General features: G+C 64.7%; 19 protein-coding genes and 1 pseudogene. 8 read left to right on the top strand and 12 right to left on the bottom strand.

The window, feature by feature from the left end; translation table 11 throughout:
* A pseudogene (locus tag A2J02_RS07460) lies at positions 1–409 on the top strand (dihydroxy-acid dehydratase domain-containing protein); the annotation flags it as partial.
* A 190-nt stretch (positions 410–599) separates the two neighbouring features.
* Here the strand turns inward: A2J02_RS07460 and A2J02_RS07455 are convergent.
* Positions 600–2,738, bottom strand: a complete 2,139-nt coding sequence (locus A2J02_RS07455) for an MFS transporter (protein WP_082898689.1) — start codon at positions 2,736–2,738, stop codon at positions 600–602.
* 138 nt (positions 2,739–2,876) lie between these two features.
* Between A2J02_RS07455 and A2J02_RS07450 the strand changes: the two genes are divergently transcribed.
* Complete coding sequence (locus A2J02_RS07450; protein ID WP_179272037.1) at positions 2,877–3,539, top strand: TetR/AcrR family transcriptional regulator; 663 nt, start codon at positions 2,877–2,879, stop codon at positions 3,537–3,539.
* Positions 3,540–3,621: 82 nt separating this feature from the next.
* Here A2J02_RS07450 and A2J02_RS07445 read toward each other — a convergent pair whose 3' ends face one another.
* Both A2J02_RS07445 and A2J02_RS07440 read right to left on the bottom strand, forming a co-directional pair.
* Positions 3,622–4,278, bottom strand: coding sequence for a hypothetical protein (locus A2J02_RS07445; protein ID WP_037194795.1), 657 nt, complete (start codon positions 4,276–4,278; stop codon positions 3,622–3,624).
* A gap of 66 nt (positions 4,279–4,344) precedes the next feature.
* On the bottom strand, positions 4,345–5,070 hold the full coding sequence (locus A2J02_RS07440) for a DUF6319 family protein (RefSeq protein ID WP_068048706.1): 726 nt from the start codon (positions 5,068–5,070) through the stop codon (positions 4,345–4,347).
* A gap of 397 nt (positions 5,071–5,467) precedes the next feature.
* Between A2J02_RS07440 and A2J02_RS07435 the strand changes: the two genes are divergently transcribed.
* The 3 genes from A2J02_RS07435 to A2J02_RS07425 are packed head-to-tail and all read left to right on the top strand — an operon-like array spanning position 5,468 to position 10,213.
* On the top strand, positions 5,468–7,765 hold the full coding sequence (locus A2J02_RS07435; protein ID WP_068048705.1) for a glycerol-3-phosphate 1-O-acyltransferase: 2,298 nt from the start codon (positions 5,468–5,470) through the stop codon (positions 7,763–7,765).
* A complete protein-coding gene (locus tag A2J02_RS07430) occupies positions 7,762–9,189 on the top strand; it encodes an HAD-IB family hydrolase (protein WP_068048699.1) in 1,428 nt (475 codons plus the stop codon). The genes A2J02_RS07435 and A2J02_RS07430 overlap by 4 nt, the downstream gene beginning before the upstream one ends.
* On the top strand, positions 9,182–10,213 hold the full coding sequence (locus tag A2J02_RS07425; protein ID WP_068048696.1) for an adenylate/guanylate cyclase domain-containing protein: 1,032 nt from the start codon (positions 9,182–9,184) through the stop codon (positions 10,211–10,213). Before A2J02_RS07430 ends, A2J02_RS07425 begins: the two co-directional genes overlap by 8 nt.
* On the opposite strand, the gene A2J02_RS07420 is transcribed toward A2J02_RS07425, so the two are convergent.
* The 8 genes from A2J02_RS07420 to A2J02_RS07385 are packed head-to-tail and all read right to left on the bottom strand — an operon-like array spanning position 10,195 to position 17,562.
* On the bottom strand, positions 10,195–11,256 hold the full coding sequence (locus A2J02_RS07420; protein WP_068048692.1) for an MSMEG_0565 family glycosyltransferase: 1,062 nt from the start codon (positions 11,254–11,256) through the stop codon (positions 10,195–10,197). The genes A2J02_RS07425 and A2J02_RS07420 overlap by 19 nt on opposite strands.
* Positions 11,253–12,104, bottom strand: a complete 852-nt coding sequence (locus A2J02_RS07415) for a carbon-nitrogen hydrolase family protein (RefSeq protein WP_037194809.1) — start codon at positions 12,102–12,104, stop codon at positions 11,253–11,255. Before A2J02_RS07415 ends, A2J02_RS07420 begins: the two co-directional genes overlap by 4 nt.
* Before the next feature lie 7 nt (positions 12,105–12,111).
* Entirely contained in the window at positions 12,112–13,386 is a 1,275-nt protein-coding gene (locus A2J02_RS07410; RefSeq protein ID WP_068048691.1) for an MSMEG_0569 family flavin-dependent oxidoreductase, read from the bottom strand.
* A complete protein-coding gene (locus A2J02_RS07405) occupies positions 13,383–13,673 on the bottom strand; it encodes an MSMEG_0570 family nitrogen starvation response protein (protein WP_068048690.1) in 291 nt (96 codons plus the stop codon). Before A2J02_RS07405 ends, A2J02_RS07410 begins: the two co-directional genes overlap by 4 nt.
* A complete protein-coding gene (locus tag A2J02_RS07400; protein WP_068048689.1) occupies positions 13,666–14,559 on the bottom strand; it encodes a carbon-nitrogen hydrolase family protein in 894 nt (297 codons plus the stop codon). The genes A2J02_RS07405 and A2J02_RS07400 overlap by 8 nt, the downstream gene beginning before the upstream one ends.
* Positions 14,556–15,971 (bottom strand): MSMEG_0567/sll0787 family protein, encoded by a 1,416-nt coding sequence (locus A2J02_RS07395; RefSeq protein WP_068048720.1) that lies wholly within the window; start codon positions 15,969–15,971, stop codon positions 14,556–14,558. The genes A2J02_RS07400 and A2J02_RS07395 overlap by 4 nt, the downstream gene beginning before the upstream one ends.
* Position 15,972: 1 nt before the next feature.
* Entirely contained in the window at positions 15,973–17,028 is a 1,056-nt protein-coding gene (locus tag A2J02_RS07390) for an MSMEG_0568 family radical SAM protein (protein WP_068048686.1), read from the bottom strand.
* 9 nt (positions 17,029–17,037) lie between these two features.
* Positions 17,038–17,562 carry an MSMEG_0572/Sll0783 family nitrogen starvation response protein gene (locus A2J02_RS07385; protein WP_068048684.1) on the bottom strand — a complete coding sequence of 175 codons (525 nt, stop codon included), beginning with the start codon at positions 17,560–17,562 and terminating at the stop codon, positions 17,038–17,040.
* Positions 17,563–17,812: 250 nt separating this feature from the next.
* Between A2J02_RS07385 and A2J02_RS07380 the strand changes: the two genes are divergently transcribed.
* Complete coding sequence (locus tag A2J02_RS07380) at positions 17,813–18,193, top strand: hypothetical protein (RefSeq protein WP_068048682.1); 381 nt, start codon at positions 17,813–17,815, stop codon at positions 18,191–18,193.
* Positions 18,186–18,590, top strand: coding sequence for a hypothetical protein (locus A2J02_RS07375; RefSeq protein ID WP_068048680.1), 405 nt, complete (start codon positions 18,186–18,188; stop codon positions 18,588–18,590). The genes A2J02_RS07380 and A2J02_RS07375 overlap by 8 nt, the downstream gene beginning before the upstream one ends.
* A 159-nt stretch (positions 18,591–18,749) precedes the next feature.
* On the opposite strand, the gene A2J02_RS07370 is transcribed toward A2J02_RS07375, so the two are convergent.
* Positions 18,750–19,178, bottom strand: a complete 429-nt coding sequence (locus A2J02_RS07370) for a type II toxin-antitoxin system Rv0910 family toxin (RefSeq protein ID WP_032396781.1) — start codon at positions 19,176–19,178, stop codon at positions 18,750–18,752.
* 59 nt (positions 19,179–19,237) lie between these two features.
* On the opposite strand from A2J02_RS07370, the gene ligD reads away from it, so the two are divergent.
* Positions 19,238–19,746: non-homologous end-joining DNA ligase LigD (gene ligD / locus A2J02_RS07365; protein WP_442971457.1), on the top strand; the 509-nt coding region annotated here is incomplete at its 3' end.

The following is a 19,746-nucleotide window of genomic DNA, read 5'->3' as shown; positions in this document are numbered from 1 at the left end:
AGACGGCACCATCGCAGCAGGCGACGTCGTGGTCATCCGCTACGAAGGACCCAAGGGCGGGCCGGGAATGCGCGAGATGCTCGCAATCACCGGAGCCATCAAGGGTGCGGGACTCGGCAAGGACGTCCTGCTGCTCACCGACGGCCGATTCTCCGGCGGCACCACCGGCCTCTGCGTCGGACACGTGGCACCCGAGGCAGTCGACGGCGGACCCATCGCCTTCGTCCGCGACGGTGACCAGATCCGACTCGACGTGGGCAAGGGCACCCTCGACCTGCTCGTCGACGCAGCCGAAATGGACTCCCGCGCACAGGGCTGGGCACCACTCCCGCCGCGCTACACCCGCGGAGTGCTGGCCAAATACTCCAAGCTGGTCGGATCGGCCTCGAACGGTGCGGTGCTGATCTAGCCGTCCCCTTTCCGCCCGCCCCCTGCCCCCGCCCCCGTGCCGCCCGCCCCCCCGTGCCGCCCGCCCCAGGTTCGGATCAATGTGGATTTCAGTCAGTCAGAGTGCAACAAAGGCGCATTGATCCCAGTGGGGTGAGCGGGCGGGATTGGGTGAGCGGGCGGCGGGCGAGCAAGAGGCGGGCGGGTTGCGACTACAGCGGCATTGCCCACATGGAGCTCGAGCGTTCCTTGAATGCCGTGCAGTTGGCGTGTTGTTTACTGGCCCGCTGGTAGAAGGTCTGCAGCGGCTCGGTGGGTTCGGGCGGCTGCGGTGTGGGCGCAACCGGCAGGTCGCTGAGTTCGAGGGCTGCGTCGAGGGCTTCCTCGGCCTCGACGCGTCGGGTGCGCGCCAGGTTGGACAGGGCGAGCTGGTGGATCGTCACGCGGTCGCCGGACTTGCTGTCCACCGTGGCCTGTCGGGCGACGGAGGCGTCGAATTCGTACACCTTCGAGGCCAGCTGATAGATGCTGGGACGCTCGAGCTCGGCGTCCACCAGAGCCGGCTCGGCCACGGTGCGCGCAGGTGTCGGTGCGGTCTCCTCCGCGGTTCGCAACGCGTGCCGTGCGCCGGAATTCTGGGGCTTCGCCGACGGCCGCTCCAGTAGTTGCTCGAGCTCTGCAACCTCACGATCGGCTACCGGGTCCTTTGCCGGCGGCGCGACGAAGGGCACGATCGGCTCGAACTCGATCTTCTCCGACGACGTCGCCGCAGTCGCATTCTTGGACGGAATGAGCAGCGCGACGATCACCGTGCCGACGCCGAACACGACGGCGGCAACAACACTCGTGTGCACCACTGCGTCACCGAACGCCGCGACGGCATTGGCCTCCAGATTGTCGGCGAATCCACTGAGAAATGCGTTCTGGTCACGGATGACGTCGGAGACGATCACCGCACCGGCCAACGAATCCTGCGATGCTGCAAGCCCTTCCGCCGCCTGCCCGGTGTACTGGCCGTTCGGTTGCTTGCCGGGGAAGGTCTGCAGGAATCCTTCGATGCCCTGGCGGTAGGACGCGGCGAGCACCGATCCGAGCACAGCGATACCGAGCGATCCGCCGAGTTCGAGGGCGGTGTCGTTGAGGCCGCCGCCCACTCCGAGCTTGCTGTCCGGGAACTCGCCCATGATGGAGTCGGTGCAGGGCGAGACGGACAGTCCGATTGCCAGACCGAGCAGCGTCAGCACCGGAAGGAAGTCGGAATACGTTGCGGTCGAGTCGATCCCAATGAGCGAGATGACCGACAGCGTTCCCACGATCATGCCTGCGGTGACGGTGACGCGCGGTCCCAGCTTCGGTGTGAGCCACATCGTGATTCCGGATCCGACGAAGACCGCACCGGCCAACGGCAAGAGGTGAACGCCGGTGGACACCGGACCGTAGCCGAGAGCGAACTGGAGATACTGGGCGACGAAGTAGATGGCGCCGAAGGTGACGAGGAAGAAGATCAGCACCGCGAGGGTGGCCCCGCTGAGGATGCGGGAAGAGAACATCCGGACGTCGAGCAACGGATTGGGATGCCGCAGTTCCCATCCCACGAAGCCGACGACCGACAGCAACCCGACGAGCGCGAAGTACAGCGGCCCGACGGTCCAGCCGAAGTGCATGCCCTCGATGATGGCGTACACGATGGTCGACACGGCCAGCACCGACAGCAGTCCACCGATCCAGTCGATCGCACCCGGGTCGACGGCCCGTGACGGCGGGACCAGCACGACGGCACCGACGATGGCGGCCAGCGCGATCGGAACATTGATCAGGAACGTCGAGTGCCAGGTGAAGCTCTCGAGAAGCCAGCCCGCCAACAGCGGCCCGGCCGCGATCGCGAGTCCCGAGGTTGCCGCCCACACGGTGACAGCGGTGGCGCGCTCCCGCTTGGGGAAGGTGGCGACCAACAGCGACAGTGTGGCGGGCATGACGATGGCTGCGGCGACACCCATGACGATGCGGGCCAGGATCACCCCGAGGGTGGCATCGGTGAGTGCCCCGGCCACAGATCCGGCGACGAAGATGATCAGGCCGAGAATCAGAGCGCCGCGGCGGCTGTAGCGATCTCCGATCACCCCGCACAGCAACATCAACGACGCGTAGGGGACGGTGTAGCCGTCGATCACCCATTGCAGGTCGCTGCTCGTCAGACTCAGATCGAGTGTCATCGACGGTGCGGCGACCAACAGGGACGTATTGGCCATGACCACGATCAGCAGGCTCAGGCACAACACCACCAGCGCCGACCAGCGTCGTGGGTACGGTTTGTGCATATCTTGGACAGGCGTCATCGCAAGCAGTGTCATCGTGTGTTCCCCCCCGTTGGCAAAGTGCGAGACACACCTTGCACAGTGCTGTGCAGCTTAGGAAGCGTCGACTAGGATCGGCAATCTTTTGTGGCGGCAACCACACTCCCCGCCCGCGATCGTGCTAGATGTTGTCCTGTGCGTAAGACGACGGAGTCGAGTTCGATTGCACGGGACGCAGCTGCGCCGCCTGTGCAACGACGTGACGCCCGATCCAATCGAGCGCGAATTCTGCACGTTGCACAGGGGGTACTGGCGGACAATCCCGATGCGACGATCAACGACGTCGCCGCCGCTGCGGGAGTGGTCCGGCGAACCGTGTACGCCCACTTCGCCTCTCGCGAAGCGTTGATCGACGGTATCGCCGTGGAAGCAGCGGAACGAATTTCGGCTGCGCTCAACCGCGTTCCTGCCGCAGACGAATCGGCGGTGACGGTGTTCGTTCGGCAGACACTGGCCCTGGCACGCGTCGGAGATCAGTACCGGCTGTTACTCGCGGTCGCACGGTCCGATCTGGGACACAACAGCATTCACGATCTACTGACTCCGATGCGCGAGTCGGCCGCCGCGGTCATCCGACGGGGACAGCGCGAGGGTGTGTTCTCCTCGTACCTCGCCGCCGAAGTGCTGATTCTCAATATCGAGGCCATTGCGCTGTCGATCCTCGACGCCACCAACGCCGGATTGATCGGCGATCCGGCCGGAGCGGCGACGACGTCGAGCCTGGTGCTGCTGGGAATCGCGCCGGACGACGCGGAACGCATAGTCGCAGATGTTCGGTCGTCCGCCCGCGCCCGCTGAGAGCAGTACCGACCCCACGCACGACGAAGGCCCCGTCGCAGTGTGTTGTGCGAACGGGGCCTTCGGCCGAAAACGGGTGGATCTAGGGAGCCGGGACGAATCCTGCGCCGAGTCCGTTGCCCTGATCGACGTTGCGGAGTATCGCGTCGAAGTTGGTGCCGACCTCGGGTCCGAAGCACGCCACGCCGAGGTAGGCATTGACCATGCCGACGAGGGTGTTGCCGACGACGACCGGGCTGCCCGAGTCACCTTCGACGACACACAGCTGCGCCCAGGTCTCCTGCGACTGCAGGACGTCGCCGTACGCGAGTCCGCAGGTGTTGCCGGTGGTACGGCCTTCCTTGCAGACGATGTTCGGGAACGCCGTCGGCGGACCGACCTGCGAGATGGTCACGTTGCCGACGCGGTTGATCGGTGCGACCTTGTCACGCTGGAATTCGATGAGGGCGTAGTCGTATTCCGGGTTGGAGAACGCGATGCGGCCGACCTCACCGAGGGAGGTGTCGTACTCGGGGACGATGGAGGCGCCCGCTTGGCCACAGTGACCGGCGGTGAAGCCGACCAGGTTTCCGTTGCGGTCGTTACCGATCGTCGTCAGCGTGCACTCGGCCGCGCCTCCGACGATGATTCCCGAGCCGCCGCCGAGAGCAGCTGGAGTGGCCGCGGATGCGGACCCCACGCCGACGCTGGCTACGATTGCAGCCGCCCCCACGACGACGAGCATGAATTTCTTGAACATGTACTCCCTCTCAGCGGTGTCGGCAGAACCCTAGCAACAACAGGTGTACGAACACGAGCGAGTCGTTCATACGTCCTGCTCGAGGGCGGCAAGCGTCGTGCGCGCCTCCTCGAGTTGACGGCTCAGTTCTGCAACGCGTCGGGCGGCTTCCTCGCGCGCGTGGGAGATGACTGCCTCGACTGCGTCGCGTGCAGTGGGGTCGCCCAACTCCCGAACAGCGCGGCTCACCGACTCGGGGCTCACCGGTTGCGATTTGGTGGGCCGCTTCGCCCCCTGGGTGACCGTGACGGACCAATCGTTGTCGGCCCCCGCATGAATGGTGACGCTGACGCCGCCCGGTGCCTTCTTGGCTCGACGGGGAGCCGGACTCGGCGGTTGCACGGCCTTGGGGCGTTCCGCCACCGTCTTGGGCTGTGCCGGCTCCGCGTCGGGCCGAACCGCTACGGGTTTGGGCTGCAACGGCTCGGCGCTCCTTGCCGGCGTCGCCTGAGGCGGTGCCACCTTCTTCGCGGGCACGCGCTTGGCCGGCGCAGGCGGAGTTGCTGCGTTGCGAGTGATGCGCAGTTCCTCTGCCTCGTAGGGCAATTCGTCGTTGACACCCTTCGGGCTGATGGTGACCGTGGTGCCGTCGATCGACACGACCTTCGCCGACGTCCCCTCGGGCAGGCCCAGACTCGGGTTGGGTTCACGAAGATAGACGGTGGCCCGACGCCCCTCGGCGAGCGCCGCGGCCAGAGCCGTCAGATTCTCGGGAGTCAACGAATCGTTCACGGCGCGCCCACGGGGTGGCATCGACTACCGGCCTTTCTCGAAAGTGTTTGCGAATACTGTCGCACACTTGCAGGTGAGATGCGGCCGGGGCAGCACAGGGCGCGTCGGATCGGCGTATCGAGAGGAGGTTATCCGTTAATCCAAGTAACTGTAACCACAAGTAACTGTAACTTGGATTAACACTTAGAATTGGTTGGCCGAGAAGGCCGATGTCTCTCACTGTATACGACAGCCGCCCGGCGCACCGCGCGCGCACTCAGAGGTGCCATCGGCCCCACCAGGGTACCGGCGAGTAGCCGCGCGACTCCCGGGCGAGATCGGTGTCCCGGAACCACCTCACCGAACCGCCCTCGCACACGGTTTCTGCCGCGTAGCCTGGCGGCGTGCCTCCTTGCGAAGGTACGGAACAGGAGTCTCGATGTACCACCTCGACGCGGACGAACAGTCGCTCAGCGACGGTCCGCACGTGTATTTGCTCGACGCCAAATCCACCCTCGAGGTTCAGGCTCTGAATCAGTGGATCGACGCCACCACGCCGGACGGCGAACCGCGACCACCCTCGGTGGTGCTCTCCGGTGAGGCGAAAACGTCACTCTCGGACAGTGTTCGCGGCTACGCCGACGATCCGCTGCTGATCCCGCTGCGGGTGACTCTGTCCGATCGCAAGAGCGGCATTCTGCACCGAATCTTCGCGCCCCGTGGTCGGTCCAAGCCAACGCAGGTGTGGCAGCGATGGGTGGCAGGCGACGACCCGGACCACTCCGCGGTGTTGGTCGGCGAGCCCGCGACTCTCAGTGATCTGCAGGATCGGTTCGAGCGCGGCGGCGGCACGTCCCTGTCGTCGTTCATTCTTCGTCAGGCCAGTCTGGCGCTGGACAAGGCCGAGCGCGGCGTCATCGGCTCCGAGTACAAGATCCCGCGATTCGTCGTCGAGGACATGACGGAACAGAAGAAGTTCCGGGACGGAATCACCGAACTCGCCGAGGAGGTCGGCCAGGATCGCGACGCCGTCGACACCCGCGTCCAGGAGATCCTCGGTGAGATGGTCGCAACCGAGACCCGCCGCGCGGTCGAGATGTGGGGAACCCTCGGGGCGTACTTCTCCCGGGCGTACAAGGTCGACGTGGACCGTGATCAGTTGCAGAAGGTACGCGAACTCAACAAGAACTATCCGCTGGTGTTCCTGCCCAACCACCGTTCCTATCTCGACCCGCTCGTACTGCGTCCTGCCCTGCTGGCCGAAGGCCTGCCGCTCAACCACGTCATGGGCGGCATCAACGTCGGCTTCTGGCCGCTGGGCCCGATCGCCAAACGCAGTGGCGTCGTGCTCATCCAGCGCAAGTTCTCCGACGCGATCTACAAGTGGACGCTGCGTCAGTACATGAGCTTCCTGCTGAGCAAGCGGTTCAACCTCGAGTGGTACATCGAGGGCGGCCGTAGCCGCACCGGGAAGCTCCGCCCGCCGCGGTTCGGCCTGCTGACATATCTGGTGGACGCACTCGAGACCAGCGATGCGGAAGACGTGTACCTGGTTCCGACGTCCATCACCTACGACCGGCTGCACGAGGTCGGTGCGATGGCCGAGGAATCGCACGGCGCGAAGAAGCAGGCCGAGGGCATTCGGATGGCCATCGGGTACATCCGCGCGCAGGGCACGTTGCGCGGCAACGTGTACCTGAACTTCGGCGAGCCGATGTCGGTGGCGTCGATCGTCGCCGAGAACTCCGACAAGCGAGTGGCGGTGCAGAAGATCGCGCTCGGTGTCTCCCATGCGATCAACGACGCGACTCCGGTGACGCCCGCGGCGCTGGTCACCATGGCCCTGCTCGGCATCGAGGATCGCGCCCTCAACGTCAACGAGATGTGGGCCATCATCGCCCCGCTCGCCCGCTACATCAAGCGCCGCAACCTGCCCACCGCGGGCGGCGTGGACATCGCCGACGTCGACGTCGTGCGCTCGGCCGTCATCGCACAGGTCAACGCCAACGTCGTCAAGCGTTTCGACGACGGTCCCGAGCCCCTGTTCTACCTGGCTCAGGACAAGCATCTGGTCGCAGCGTTCTTCCGCAACAACGCAATCCACTTCTTCGTCATGCGCGCCATCGGCGAGTTGGTCGTGCTGCCGACCAGCGGCGATTCGACGCCACTGACCCAGGAGTCGCTGTGGCAGTCGGCACTGCAGTTACGCGATCTGCTCAAGTTCGAGTTCTTCTTCGGCGACAAGAAGGACTTCGGCGAGCGGCTCGAATCCGAGGTCGATCTCATCGACCCGGACTGGCGCGCCAACATCAGCGATCCAGATTATGCTGCGCGACAACTGCAGTCGCAGGATCTGCATCTGGCGCACCGCGTGTTGCAGCCGATCTTCGAGGCGTACCAGGTGGTTGCCGATCAGCTGATGTTGCTGCCGCAGAGCGGTGAGTTCGACAAGGCGAAGTTCATCACGGAATGCCTCGGTGCAGCTCAAGCCAGACGACTTCGTCAGCAGCTCGATCACAGCGAGTCGATCTCCGGCGAATTGTTCGATACAGCATTGCAATTGGCCGAGAATCGCGATCTGGTCGATTCCGCGTCCGACGGTATCGCGCGCCGCAGGCGGGACTTCGCGCTCGAGATCGACGAGTGGGCACGCAAGGTGCGTACGATCCGCGACATGGCCCACCGCATGCTGCGCGAGGTAGAACCGATCTCGGCCCCCGAGGAGAACAATTCATGACCGAGTTCGACGATCGACTGATTGCGATCGCCGCCGCTCCACCCGGCCGGGACACCGTTGCGTTCTTCGATCTGGACGGCACGCTGATCAACGGATTCTCGGCCCGTGCAGTATTTCTCGAACGACTCAAGACTCTCGACGTGACGGTCAAGGAACTGTGGGAGATATCGAGTGCCGTCGTCGAGATGCGGATGCGCAACTCCCCGGTCGACAACCTGATGGGCAAGGCCGTCCGGGGCCTGGAGGGCCGTCGGGAAGACGATCTGATGGAACAGGCAGACACGCTGTTCCGCAACGAGATCGCGCCGATGATCTACCCACAGGCCCGCATCCTTGTCGAAGCACACCGCCACGCCGGTCATCGACTGGTGATGGCCACCTCGGCCACGCCGTACCAGGCGCTGCCCGTACAGCAGGACATGATGTTCGAGACACTGCTGTGCACCACCCCGGTGGTCACCGACGGCATCCTGACCGGGGAGCTGGTCGGCGATTCGCTGTGGGGCCCACGTAAGGCCAAGGCCGCGATCGACTACGCCGAACGTGAGGGAATCGCTCTCGCCGGCTGCTTCGCCTACTCCAACGGCGGTGAGGACATTCCACTGCTCGAGGCCGTCGGCCGTCCCATCGCCCTCAACCCGGATCCCGAACTGCAGCGCTACGCCGCCAAGAAGAAGTGGCCGTCGCTCACGTTGGAGAGCCCCAAGCGCGGCACCGATCTGACCTCGGCCGTGCGCAGCACCGCAGCTCTGGGGTCGGTGCTGGCCAGCGCATCGATCGGCCTCGGCCTCGGGTTACTGACGCGCAGCAGGCGCAACGGAGCGAACATCACCAGCACCATTGCGCCGGACATCGCTCTGACCATTGCCGGAGTCAAGCTCGACGTGACCGGCACCGAGAACGCGTGGTCGGCGCGACCTGCCGTGTTCATGTTCAACCATCAGAGCACTGCCGACTCGATCATCGTCACCTCCATTCTTCGACGCGACATCACCGCGGTCGCCAAACGAGAACTCGAACGCGACCCACGATTCGCACTGCTGGGCAGAATTTTCGACGTCGCCTACGTCGATCGTGGTGATCCCTCTCAGGCGCGCGAGGCGATGCGCCCGGCCATAGAGAAATTGCACAGTGGCATTTCCGTCGCCATCGCGCCCGAGGGCACGCGGATGCCGACGTCGCGTCTCGGCCGATTCAAGAAGGGCGGCTTCCACCTGGCGATGCAGGCCGGAGTGCCCATCGTTCCCATCGTCATCCACAACGCGGGTGACGTGATGTGGAAAAAGGATTTCACCGTCCATTCCGGTACCGTCAAGGTCACCATCGGCGAGCCCATTCCCACCACGGACTGGGAGCCCGACAAGATCGACGCGTACGTGGACGATGTCCGTTCCTATTTCGACAGAACGTTGGGATATGCCTGAGAACCAGATCAACTCGGTGGTGCAAGCGGAGATCGAACGCAATCTTCTGGGGGGCACTCCGAAGTACACCCGGTCCGACATCGTCGACAGGTCGGGGTTGCCGCTCGAACGGGTCATCGCGCTGTGGATCGGCATGGGCTTTCCCATCCACACCGATACCGAGGCCGTCGTCTACACCGATGCGGACCTCGAGGCACTGAAGTTGATCACCGGGCTCACCGAGCAGAAAGTCATCAAGCCCGAGATGGAGGTGGCGATCGCACGCACTCTCGGCCAGTCGATGTCCAGACTCGCGGAATGGCAAGTGGGCGTGGTGAACTCTCACATCCTCGAGCGCATCACCAGCAGCGACGAGGACCAGAACGACATCGACACCATCCGGCACAACGCCAGGGATATCGCTGCCGAGACGGTCCCCACCCTCGAAGCGCTCCAGGCGTACACCTGGCGACGGCACTTGGCCGCGGCGGCCGGACGGTCCATCGCCGCTCCCGACGACGCCACCGACAGCCCCGTCATGGCCGTCGGCTTCGCGGACATGGTCGGCTACACCAGCCTGACGCGTCGACTCGACATCGGCGAACTGACCACGCTCCTCGAGGAGTTCGAGTCACTCGCCACCAATATCATTGCGCGCGGGCGTGGTTCGGTGATCAAGAACGTCGGCGACGAGGTGATGTTCAGCGCGCAGACTCCCGAGGACGCCGCCCACATCGCCCTCGACCTGCAGGACGCGTTCGCCGAACAGGAAGACATGCCGGACCTGCGGGTCGGGCTGGCCTGGGGGCCGGTTCTCGCCCGTTACGGTGACCTGTACGGGTCGGTGGTCAACATCGCTGCGCGTCTGACCAGTTCGGCCAATCCCGGAACGACTCTCGTCGACACCGTCATGACCGAGGAACTGCGTCACGACTCCGAGTTCTACCTCAAATCGATTCGCTCACTACGGGTCAAGGGTTTCCACAAGCTCAAGCCCCATCGACTCAAGCGCAACAAGCGCAGCGGTCACCGGAGCGAGGAGTAGAACTCCAGATGTTTACGCGCGGCCTCGTCCCACGTGAGGCTGTGCGCCAGCGTCAGGCCCGGTAGCGGATCCCGCGGTTCCCGCACGGCACGTTCGAGCTCGGCTGCCATGGTCTGCGCCGAGGACGCGTAGGTGACGCTGTTGCCGAACACTTCTCGCAGTACCGGCAGATCTCGCGCGACGACGGGGGTCGACGCCGCGAGTGCTTCCATGGCGGCCAGTCCGAAGCCCTCCTTGGTCGAGAAGAACGGCAGCACAGCAGCCTGTGCCACGAGGTGCGGCAGCTCGTCGTCGTCGACGGTACCGAGTATCACCGGTTCGATACCGAGTTCGGCTGCGCGGCGGTCGAATTCGGCGCGATAGTCGCGATAGTCGAACAGCGTCTCGCCGCCGGCGAAGACCAATCGCAGGTCGTGCGCCCGCAGCCGGGCGAAGGCGTCGAGTAGATCCAGGCTGCCTTTGCGCGGTTCGATACCTCCCACGGCGACGACGTATCGGCCGAGCTTCTCGCGCCAGTGGGATCGGTCCGATTGCGCCGCTGCGGTGAATCTCTCGGCGTCGACGCCGTTGGGGATGACCGTGGGCTCGAATCCCCATCCGCGGCGAACGTCGCTCGCCACCGCCGCCGACACGCAGATGCGCGCGTACGGGGCGGTGATCGCGCGTTCGTGGCACGCGGCCAGCTCGGGCGTGGTGAACTCGTCCAGGTGATGGATGGTCCTGATGCAGCGGCCGACGGCATTGGCGGAGATGCAGTCCTGCGCATGGACGATGTCGTACTCCTCCGGTGTGAACGCCTGCCGCAGAACATCTATCGACCGCAGAATTCGATCTCCGACCTTCTCCCCTTCCCGGTGCTCGAACGGGACCATTCTGATGTCGACGGCGGGGTCCACGTCACGAAAGAACGTACTGTCGCCACCGCGGCCGAGGGACCACACCGACACGTCCTGCCCGGCGCGCGCCAGCGCCTCGGCCAGCGCCAGTGTGTGCACCACTCCGCCGCGCGGCTTGGACGAGTAGGTCGACAAACTGATCTTCACTGACCCGGTTTCTCCTGCAACAGATTCGGATACGCATCCACCCGACGCTCCGCCAAGTGATGCAGCCCCCGGCGCGCTCGGTCGACCTCGGCGTCGACATCGATCTCGTGCACCGCAAGGCCTCCTTTGGACCAGGTCCGAGCCAATACGTCGCCACCGGGGCCGACGATCTTCGCCTGCCCGAGAAAGCGCAGCGAACCCATCACTCCGGTTTGATTGGACGAGACCAGCACCACCTGATTCTCGGCCGCGCGGGCAGCGTCGTACAGATCGAACAGACGGGACTGCCGATCGTTCGGAAGAGAAGACGCTCGATCCGTGACGCTGGCAGGCCACGCAGACAGGGCCGCAATGATTCTCGCGCCGTCGAGCGCCAACGTCCGCGCCGACTCCGGGAACGTCTTGTCGTAGTCGATCAACATCCCCATCCGCCCCACCGGGGTATCGAACGCCTCGAAATGGTCACCGGCCGCGTAGGCGAGCGACTCCCCGAGCGGCTGGTGCACCTTGCGGTGACTACCCAGAATGCCGTCTCCCGTCAGACACGCGGCGGCGTTGTACCGCAGCCCTTTCGACAGCTCGGTGTACCCGATGCAGATCGTCATGTTCCCGGCTGCGGCGATGATCGCCGCCAGTTCCGGGCCGTCGGGATCGAGGGTGGGAGGTAGTTCCGCGGGATCCGGATTGCTCAGGCTGTTGATGTAGCCCCCGAGGGACGCGTCGGGCAGCACCAGGAGATCGATGCCTTCTCGGGCCGCACTGGAGATGATCGTGGTGATCTTCAGTACCGCTCGGTCGACATCTCTCCCGAAATGCGCTGCCAGCGCGCCGATCTTGATGGGGGCCACGAGAAGCTCAGACCATCTGACTCTGGGGTTGTGCGGCACTGATCTCGAGACCGATCTGGTCCGCCAGGAACGCAGCGTCCCTCGCCACCGAGGCGAAGCGTCCCGAACCCCAGGTGTGCTGCCACGGCAGACCCAGGAAGTACAGGCCGGACACCGAGGTGACGCCGCGGTTGTGCGTCGGGTGGCCCTCGCCGTCGAACGCGCCGACCTTCAACCAGCGATAGTCGGTACGGAAGCCGACGGACCAGACGACGGCCTTGATATCGGCGGCGGCGAGGTCGAGTTCGGTGGTCTCGGTCTCCGGACGCCACACCGGAACGTAACGCTCCTCGGTCGGCGCGCTGATTCCCTCGCGCTCGATGTAGGCGTCGATGTTGTCCTTGATGCTCTCGGCCACGCGGTCCGCAGCGTCGAGGGAGGCCTCGAGGGTGGGCGCGAACTGCAGAACGCCGTCCTCGACTCCCAGTAGGCGGCCGTAGAGTTTCATGCCCTCGGTGGCGAATGCGCGCAGGTCGATGTCTCGACCACCGTCACGTCCGGTGACGTAGTGGTTCGTGTTCTCGCGTTTGCCGACGCCGCCGGGTTGATCTTCGATGGAGACATCGTAAACCCCCATGTCGTGCAACCAGGCGACACAGTCGCGGCCGCGATAGAAGCGCGCGACGCGGGGAGCGGTGCCCGCCACCAGATGGACGCGGCGGCCGTCGAGGTGCAGGTCCTCGGCAATCTGGGCACCGGACTGGCCGGTGCCGACGACCAGCACGTCGCCGTCCGGGAACTGTTGTGACCCGCGGTATTCGGAGGAGTGGATCTGGACGATGTCACGGGGAAGCTTCTCGGCGAACCTCGGGATGGTGGGGATGTGGTACCCACCGACGGCGACGACGATCTGATCGGCATGCATGGGGCCGGCGGAAGTCTGGAGGTCGAAGCCACCCGCCACCGACTGGAGTGCCTGATCGACCGAAACGTGCTCTCGGACCGGTGCATCGAAGCTTTCCGCGTAGCGGCGTACGAAGGCGTACACCTCGTCACGCTGCATGAATCCGTCGGGATCGTCACCGTCGTAGGAGTACCCGGGGAGCGCGCACTGCCAGTTCGGAGTCACGAGGGTGAAGTTGTCCCAGCGGGAGTCCTTCCACTCGTGCGCGATCGTCTCGCGCTCCAACACCACATGTTCGATGCCACGCTGCGTCAGATGCCAGCTGATGGACAGGCCGGCCTGCCCGCCGCCGATGACGATCACGGGGTAGTTTTCTATTGCACTGTGATTCTCCGTCATAGCAATTCAGCTCCCGACATGCTCAGTACGCGAACGGCACCGGCCTCGTACGCGGCACTGACACCGTGAATCTCCTCCATCTGCTGCGCGGCCGAGGTGCACCGCATTCCGAACTTGGCGAGCACTCGATCGCTGGCGATCGTCAACGCCTCCGACGTCCGTTTCACGAACTCTGCCACCGGGTAGTCCTCGCCGGGCGTCAGGTAGTCGTGCATCACCAGAGACGGCGAATAGCAGGACTGTTCGCGTCCGTCGGGCCATCGAACGAGGAACGACATCTCAGGCATGGATCGGCTCCTTCGTGATGGTCCGGTACACGGACGGTCGGCGATCACGAAGGTTGTACATGCCGCCGCCACGTGCTGCGCCGATGAGGGCAGCGACGTCGACGGTGGCCGTGGCCAAGCCCGGTTCGACGCCCGTACCGGCGAGAATCTCCCCGCCGGGCCCGACGATCTTTGCGCTGCAGACGAATCGGAGAGATCCGAAGGTACCTGCCTGATTGGCCGCGACCCAGATGATCTGATTCTCGAGAGCGCGGGCTCTGTCGTAGATGTCGAACCGCTGCTTCCAGCGGTCCTCTTCCATGTTTTCGACAGTGGCGGTGCGGGCCGTCGGCCAGGCCGAGATGGACGCAACGATCTCGGCACCGTCGAGGGCGAGTTCCCGTGCTGCCTCTGGGAATCCCTTGTCGTAGCAGATCTGCATCCCCATGCGGCCGATCGGAGTGTCGAAGGCGGAGTAGCTGTCTCCCGCGTCGTAGCAGAGATTTTCACCCAGCGGCTGGTGCACCTTGCGGTACGAGCCGAGGATTCCGCTGCCGTCGACCGTCACTGCGGCGTTGTAGCGGGTGTCGCCGTCCTTCTCGCAGAAGCCGAAAGTGACGACGGTGTCACCCGCCATGTCGATGACTCGCCTGATCTCGGGCCCGTCGAGTTCGAGAGCGGGCGGCAGCGCCTTCAACCGCCGCTGTCGCGATTCCTCGGTCTCGTCACCGCCGCCGAGACTGGGCAGGTAGCCGCCCAGGCACGCCTCGGGTAGGACGAGCAGTTGACTGCCGCGATTGCGCGCTTCCTCGAGCAACGCGGCGATGGTGGCGTAGCCCTGTTCCATGTCGCGCCCGAATTCGGCTGCGGCAACGGATATGGTGACGGGCTTCGGGTGGGTAGTCATGCTTCTCCCAATCCGGTCACGGTGGACGTGACCGCGCGAGTGGTAATTCCGTCGGGCCATCGCAGTGCGACGCCCGGAATGTCGGTGAGCTCTCCGCAGACTGCGGACAGCGCAGGTCCGGACGGTGCAGTGGGTGCACCGGGACGGTCCGCGGTGATCATCGCGAACCCTGGAAAACACGTGATCCATTCGCCCATCGACGCTGCGTCGGGTTTCGGTATCGAGGCGACGTCGAGTACGGCGCCGGTTCCGCTCGCCTCGGCCAGCATTCCGGTGGTGCCGGCCAGGCCTGCCATCGAGACGTCCTTGGCGGCCTTGGGTGCGGTACGGGACACGAATGTCGCCATTGCCATCAGTTCGTCCGAGTTCCGGCGGGACGACGAATCCCATTGCTGACCATGGTATCCGCGTCGCCACTCGCCTTCGATGTCTGCGGTGAGCGTCAACCGATCGCCGACGCTTCCGCCCCCCGCCCGTACCGGTCGCGAGGTCCGGCCGAGTGCGGTGACCGACAGCGACGACGGCACCCCGGCCTGGGTGTGGCCTCCGAGCACCGGAACCTGCCACGCTGCAGAGGCGTTGGCGAGACCCCGGATGATGCGGGTCAGCCGACTCTGGGTAGGTGCTCCGACCGAATCGAGCATGCCGACGGCTCCTGCTCCCATCGCCGAGAGGTCGTTCAGATTGACCAGCGCGGCACACCAGCCGGCCCACTCGGGGTCACGATCGACCATCGACGGGATGATGGCATCGCACGCTGCGATCATGTCGCTGCCCGGTACCGGCACGCCGTCGTCGCCGCGAAAGCCTTTGGCACCGAGCCCGAGTGGCTGCGCACGAAGGGGAGCGAGTACCCCGGCGAGCATCGCCTTGGTCGAGGAGACGATCCGTTCGATCCGGTCGATCGGCCAGTACATCGCCACGTGCGGCGTGTTGGCCACCTCGACGTCGCCGCGGCGAATCCACCCGAGGCGATTGAACAGTTGCTCGTTGCTCTTCTGTACGGTCGCGTCGAAGCGAAGAACACCTCTGCTCTCGGCGTGAGCGCAGGCAGCCCGAACGAGGGCAGGCCCGACGCCGGAGGTGCGCGCCGAAGCAGCGACCACGAGCCGGCTTCCTGCCCACCACCCCAGATCCGTTGCGGTGCAGGGTGCCAGCCGTACTCCGCCGAGAACAGTGCCGTCCCGGTCGGTGGCGACCAGAACGACTGCTCGCGGATCGTCGTCCACGTCGTCGTGATCGGTGCCGGCGAACAAGCCCTGTTCGGCAACGAATGTCGCTCTCCGGAGTGCACGATAGGCGTCGAGCTCCGCTGTACTTCCGCACGGCTGGACTATGAACCCGGGCTCGACGACAGTGGTTGCAGTACCTGACAATCCGGCGAGGTCGCCCAGTTCCACGACACCGAACATGTCAGCCTCCCGCGTTCTGCAGAACGCTGCACGCACCGCATGCCGCGCAGCCTGCCTTCTGTTCGGTTCCGAGCATCGCCGCGGCCTGAAGCTCCTTGGCGACGCGTCGGGTGACGTTCTCGAGAACGTCTCGGCTCGGTGCCGTCGCGCGGTCGATGTCCACTGCCAACGTTCCGGCCAGCGGCCGGAACGGAACCACGAAGGGGTAGACCCCCATCTCGATCAGTTCTGCTGCCCCGGCGACCAATTCGTCGGGATCCTCACCGAGTCCCACCAGGATGTACGTCGAGACCTGGTTTCGTCCGAAAACCCGAACCGCTTCTTTCCACGCCGCGCGGTACTCGTCCGTCGAGACCGAGGCCTTGCCCGGCATCCACCGGCGTCGAACGTCGTCGTCGAGAGATTCGATATGGATGCCGATGGATTCGGCTCCGGCGTCGTACAGATCTTGGATCGTCTGAAGATCGCCGGGAGGTTCGCACTGCACCTGGATCGGCAGCTGCGGAACCACTGCCTTGATGGCGCGCACGCATCGGGCCAGATGACGGGCACCGCGGTCCTTCGCGGCCGAAGTGCCTGTCGTCATGACCATCTGTGTGACGCCGTCGAGTCGCACCGCCGCCTCGGCTACCTCGGCCAACTGCGCCGGGGTCTTGACCGCGATGGTGTCGCCGGCCTCGAGCGAGGCCTCGATGGAGCAGAAGCGGCAGCGTTGATCGGCGTCGTAGCGGATGCACGTCTGCACCACTGTCGTAGCGAGGACGCTCGAGCCGTGGAGCTTGGCGATCTTCTCGTAGGAAATACCGTCGGCGGTGGCGAGGTCGTAGAACTTCGGACGGTCGACGGCCTGCACATCGAGACCGATGTCGTTGCCGTCGAACAACACTCGACCCTCTTCGAGGACATACGGGCTGAGCGGATTTCGCGGGATGGCTGCGCCCAGACCATCGATGCGGACATGTCCATCGTCACTCGGGCCGGCACCGGCAGTTCTGGACACCGGCGTCGCTCCTCGAATACCGAGCAACGCCAGATCCACGCGTGTAGAGATGGACATAGCCGTCTCCTAGACCATGTAGGTCGAATTGATGATGGCACCCTTGCGCGCGTAATGAATCAACGCGTCCTGCACATCGAGGGGATGGGCCGGGATGACACCCTCGATGAGGTCCTCTTCGCGGCCACCGTGCAGTGCGAGCCCGAAGCGGCAGCAGAACACGGTGCCGCCCTCGGCGATGAATGTCGCGAGCGAATCGTTGATGTTCTGCTCGCCCGGGAAGCCAGAGTCACCGGTCGTCGGAAAGCCCCGAGTGGCAAGGCAATTGATAGCGCCGGGGCCGTAGAAGTACATGGCCGACTCGAAGCCCTTGCGCAGAGCGCGCGTCGCCTGGAGCACAGCGACGAAGGAGACCGACGACTCGTGCGCGATGCCGTGCACCAGCGTGAAGTAGCTCTCGCCGTTCTCGGCCTTGTAGTCGGGGAAGATCTTGGTGGAGCCGTAGATGTTGCTGCCCTTGGGGAGTGAAGGGTGCGGGATCTCTTCGAGCGACTTCTTGATGTTCTCGGCGATGGCCTGGTCGATGTCTGACACGGGTGTCTCCTGAAGTTCGCAGAGCTGGCTGGATGAGGTGGACGCCTGTGGCCACCGTGGGAAGAAAGGTCATGTCCGGCGAGAGAGCAGATCCTCTGCGGCCATGGAACAAGTACAAGCCCCATCCATTTCCGATTGGTCACACCCGGAACAACGCCGTGTTTCGAGGGCCTCACAGTGTTGACGTGGCGTTACGCGGATAGTGTGGAGGTCGAACCACCCATCCACTCCGAACTTGACGAGGAACTCGATGATCGGCGCCGTCACCGGCTTGTTGTACGCGTTGTCCCTGGTCGTAGGCATCTGGGTGCTCGTGAAGCTCGCCATGAACCGACCGGTCCTGCTGAAGAACAAGTCCGATCGAGCCCTGTTCTGGACCATCGCTGCCACCGAGGCCGTCGTCGCGCTGCAGGCCGTCATCGGATTCGTCATGATGTTCACCTCGGATCGAGACATACACCGACTCACGTTCGGGTCCTACCTCGTCGGACTGCTGTTTCTGCTTCCGCTCGGGACGTGGTGGTCCCTGGGCGACCGCTCCCGCGGCGGCACCGCGGTACTGCTCGTTGCCGTCCTCACCCTCGCGGCCATGGTGCTGCGCCTGAGCCAGATCTGGGCCGGATATGCCTGACAACCTCCAGCAAGCAACGCGCACCGGATTCGGGCGCTTCCTCATCGCCGTGTACGCCGTGTTCGCCGTCGCGGCGACAGCACGCTCGATCGTGCAGCTCACCACTCGATTCGACGACGCCCCGATCGCGTATCTGCTGTCGGCTTTCGCGGCGGTCGTCTACATCGTGGCCACGGTAGGACTGGCCCGAGCAACCGAGGCATCCCGACGCGTGGTGACGGCGTCCTGCATCATCGAACTCGTCGGAGTCATCGGCATCGGCACCCTGAGCTACATCCAGCCCCAGGACTTCCCGGAGCCGACGGTGTGGTCGCACTTCGGATCCGGTTACGTCTTCATCCCGGTGATACTTCCCATCGCGGGACTGTGGTGGTTGCGAAAGACTCGGCAGCGGTAGGGGTCTTCCGCAATTTTTGCTCCACTCGGACGGGTCGCACGCGGGGAACCTCTCGATCGAGGCCTTGAGTGGAGCATCCCATGCAGTCTCCAGCCCCGCACCGAAACATCGATGCGGGGCTGGAAGAGGTTGTCGTGCAGCTACTTCAGCAGAGACGTGTCAGCTCAACGCCGCCAGGTTCGCAACGGATTTCTTGACATCGGTGTCCAGTGCCCGCGCCACCACCGATCCCACCGGACCGAACAGCACACCCCCGCCGAACTTCGCATCGAGTGTCAGCTCCGAACCGCCCTCGGCCTCACGCACATGGACGGTCAGCGAGATCCGCACCCCGCCCTTGCCGCGGCCGGACATCTCGATCAGCTTCGGCTCGTCATACTCCGTGAAGGTCCAGTTGATCGTGTTCTTGAAGCCCTTCACCTTCACCAACGACTCCACCTCGGTGCCCTTGCCGACCTTCTTCGGCGGCGGGCTGCACCACCCACCGTGAATGGTCATCCACTCGTCGAACCGATCGAGCGCGGAAGCTTTGTCCCACGCGCCCTGCGGATTTTCGGGCATCTGTACCGAGACACTGATCGTCGCCATGTATTCGAGCCTGTCACAACTCCCCCGCATCTTCAGACGGCGGCCGTTAACCTATGACGATGGCCACGCTCGAGATCGAGGGTCGGAAGGTCTCCGTCACCAACCTCGACAAAGTGCTGTTCCCCGAAACCGGCACCACCAAGGGCAACATCATCGAGTACTACGTTGCCATCGCACCCGCCATGCTCCCGCACCTCGTCGGCCGCGCCGTGACCCGTAAGCGCTGGCCCAACGGCGTCGACCAGTCGTCGTTCTTCGAGAAGAACCTGGCCGCGTCTGCCCCCGACTGGCTTGATCGACGTTCGATGCAGCATTCCGACCGCGTCGTCACCTACCCACTGTTCTCCACCGCAGCCGATCTCGCATGGCTCGGTCAGCAGGCAGCCATCGAAGCGCATGTGCCACAGTGGCGATTCGACGGCAACGATCCCGGCCCCGCCACCCGCATGGTCTTCGACCTCGATCCCGGTGACGACGTGGATCTTGCCCGGTGCGCCGAAGTAGCCTGCGAAATAAGGGATCTGATCGGCGATATCGGGATGACCGCGTATCCGGTCACCAGCGGCAG

It is taken from the genome of Rhodococcus sp. EPR-147 (genome assembly GCF_001647185.1).
Lineage (GTDB): Bacteria > Actinomycetota > Actinomycetes > Mycobacteriales > Mycobacteriaceae > Rhodococcoides.
This window is presented reverse-complemented; position numbering and strand designations above follow the sequence as displayed.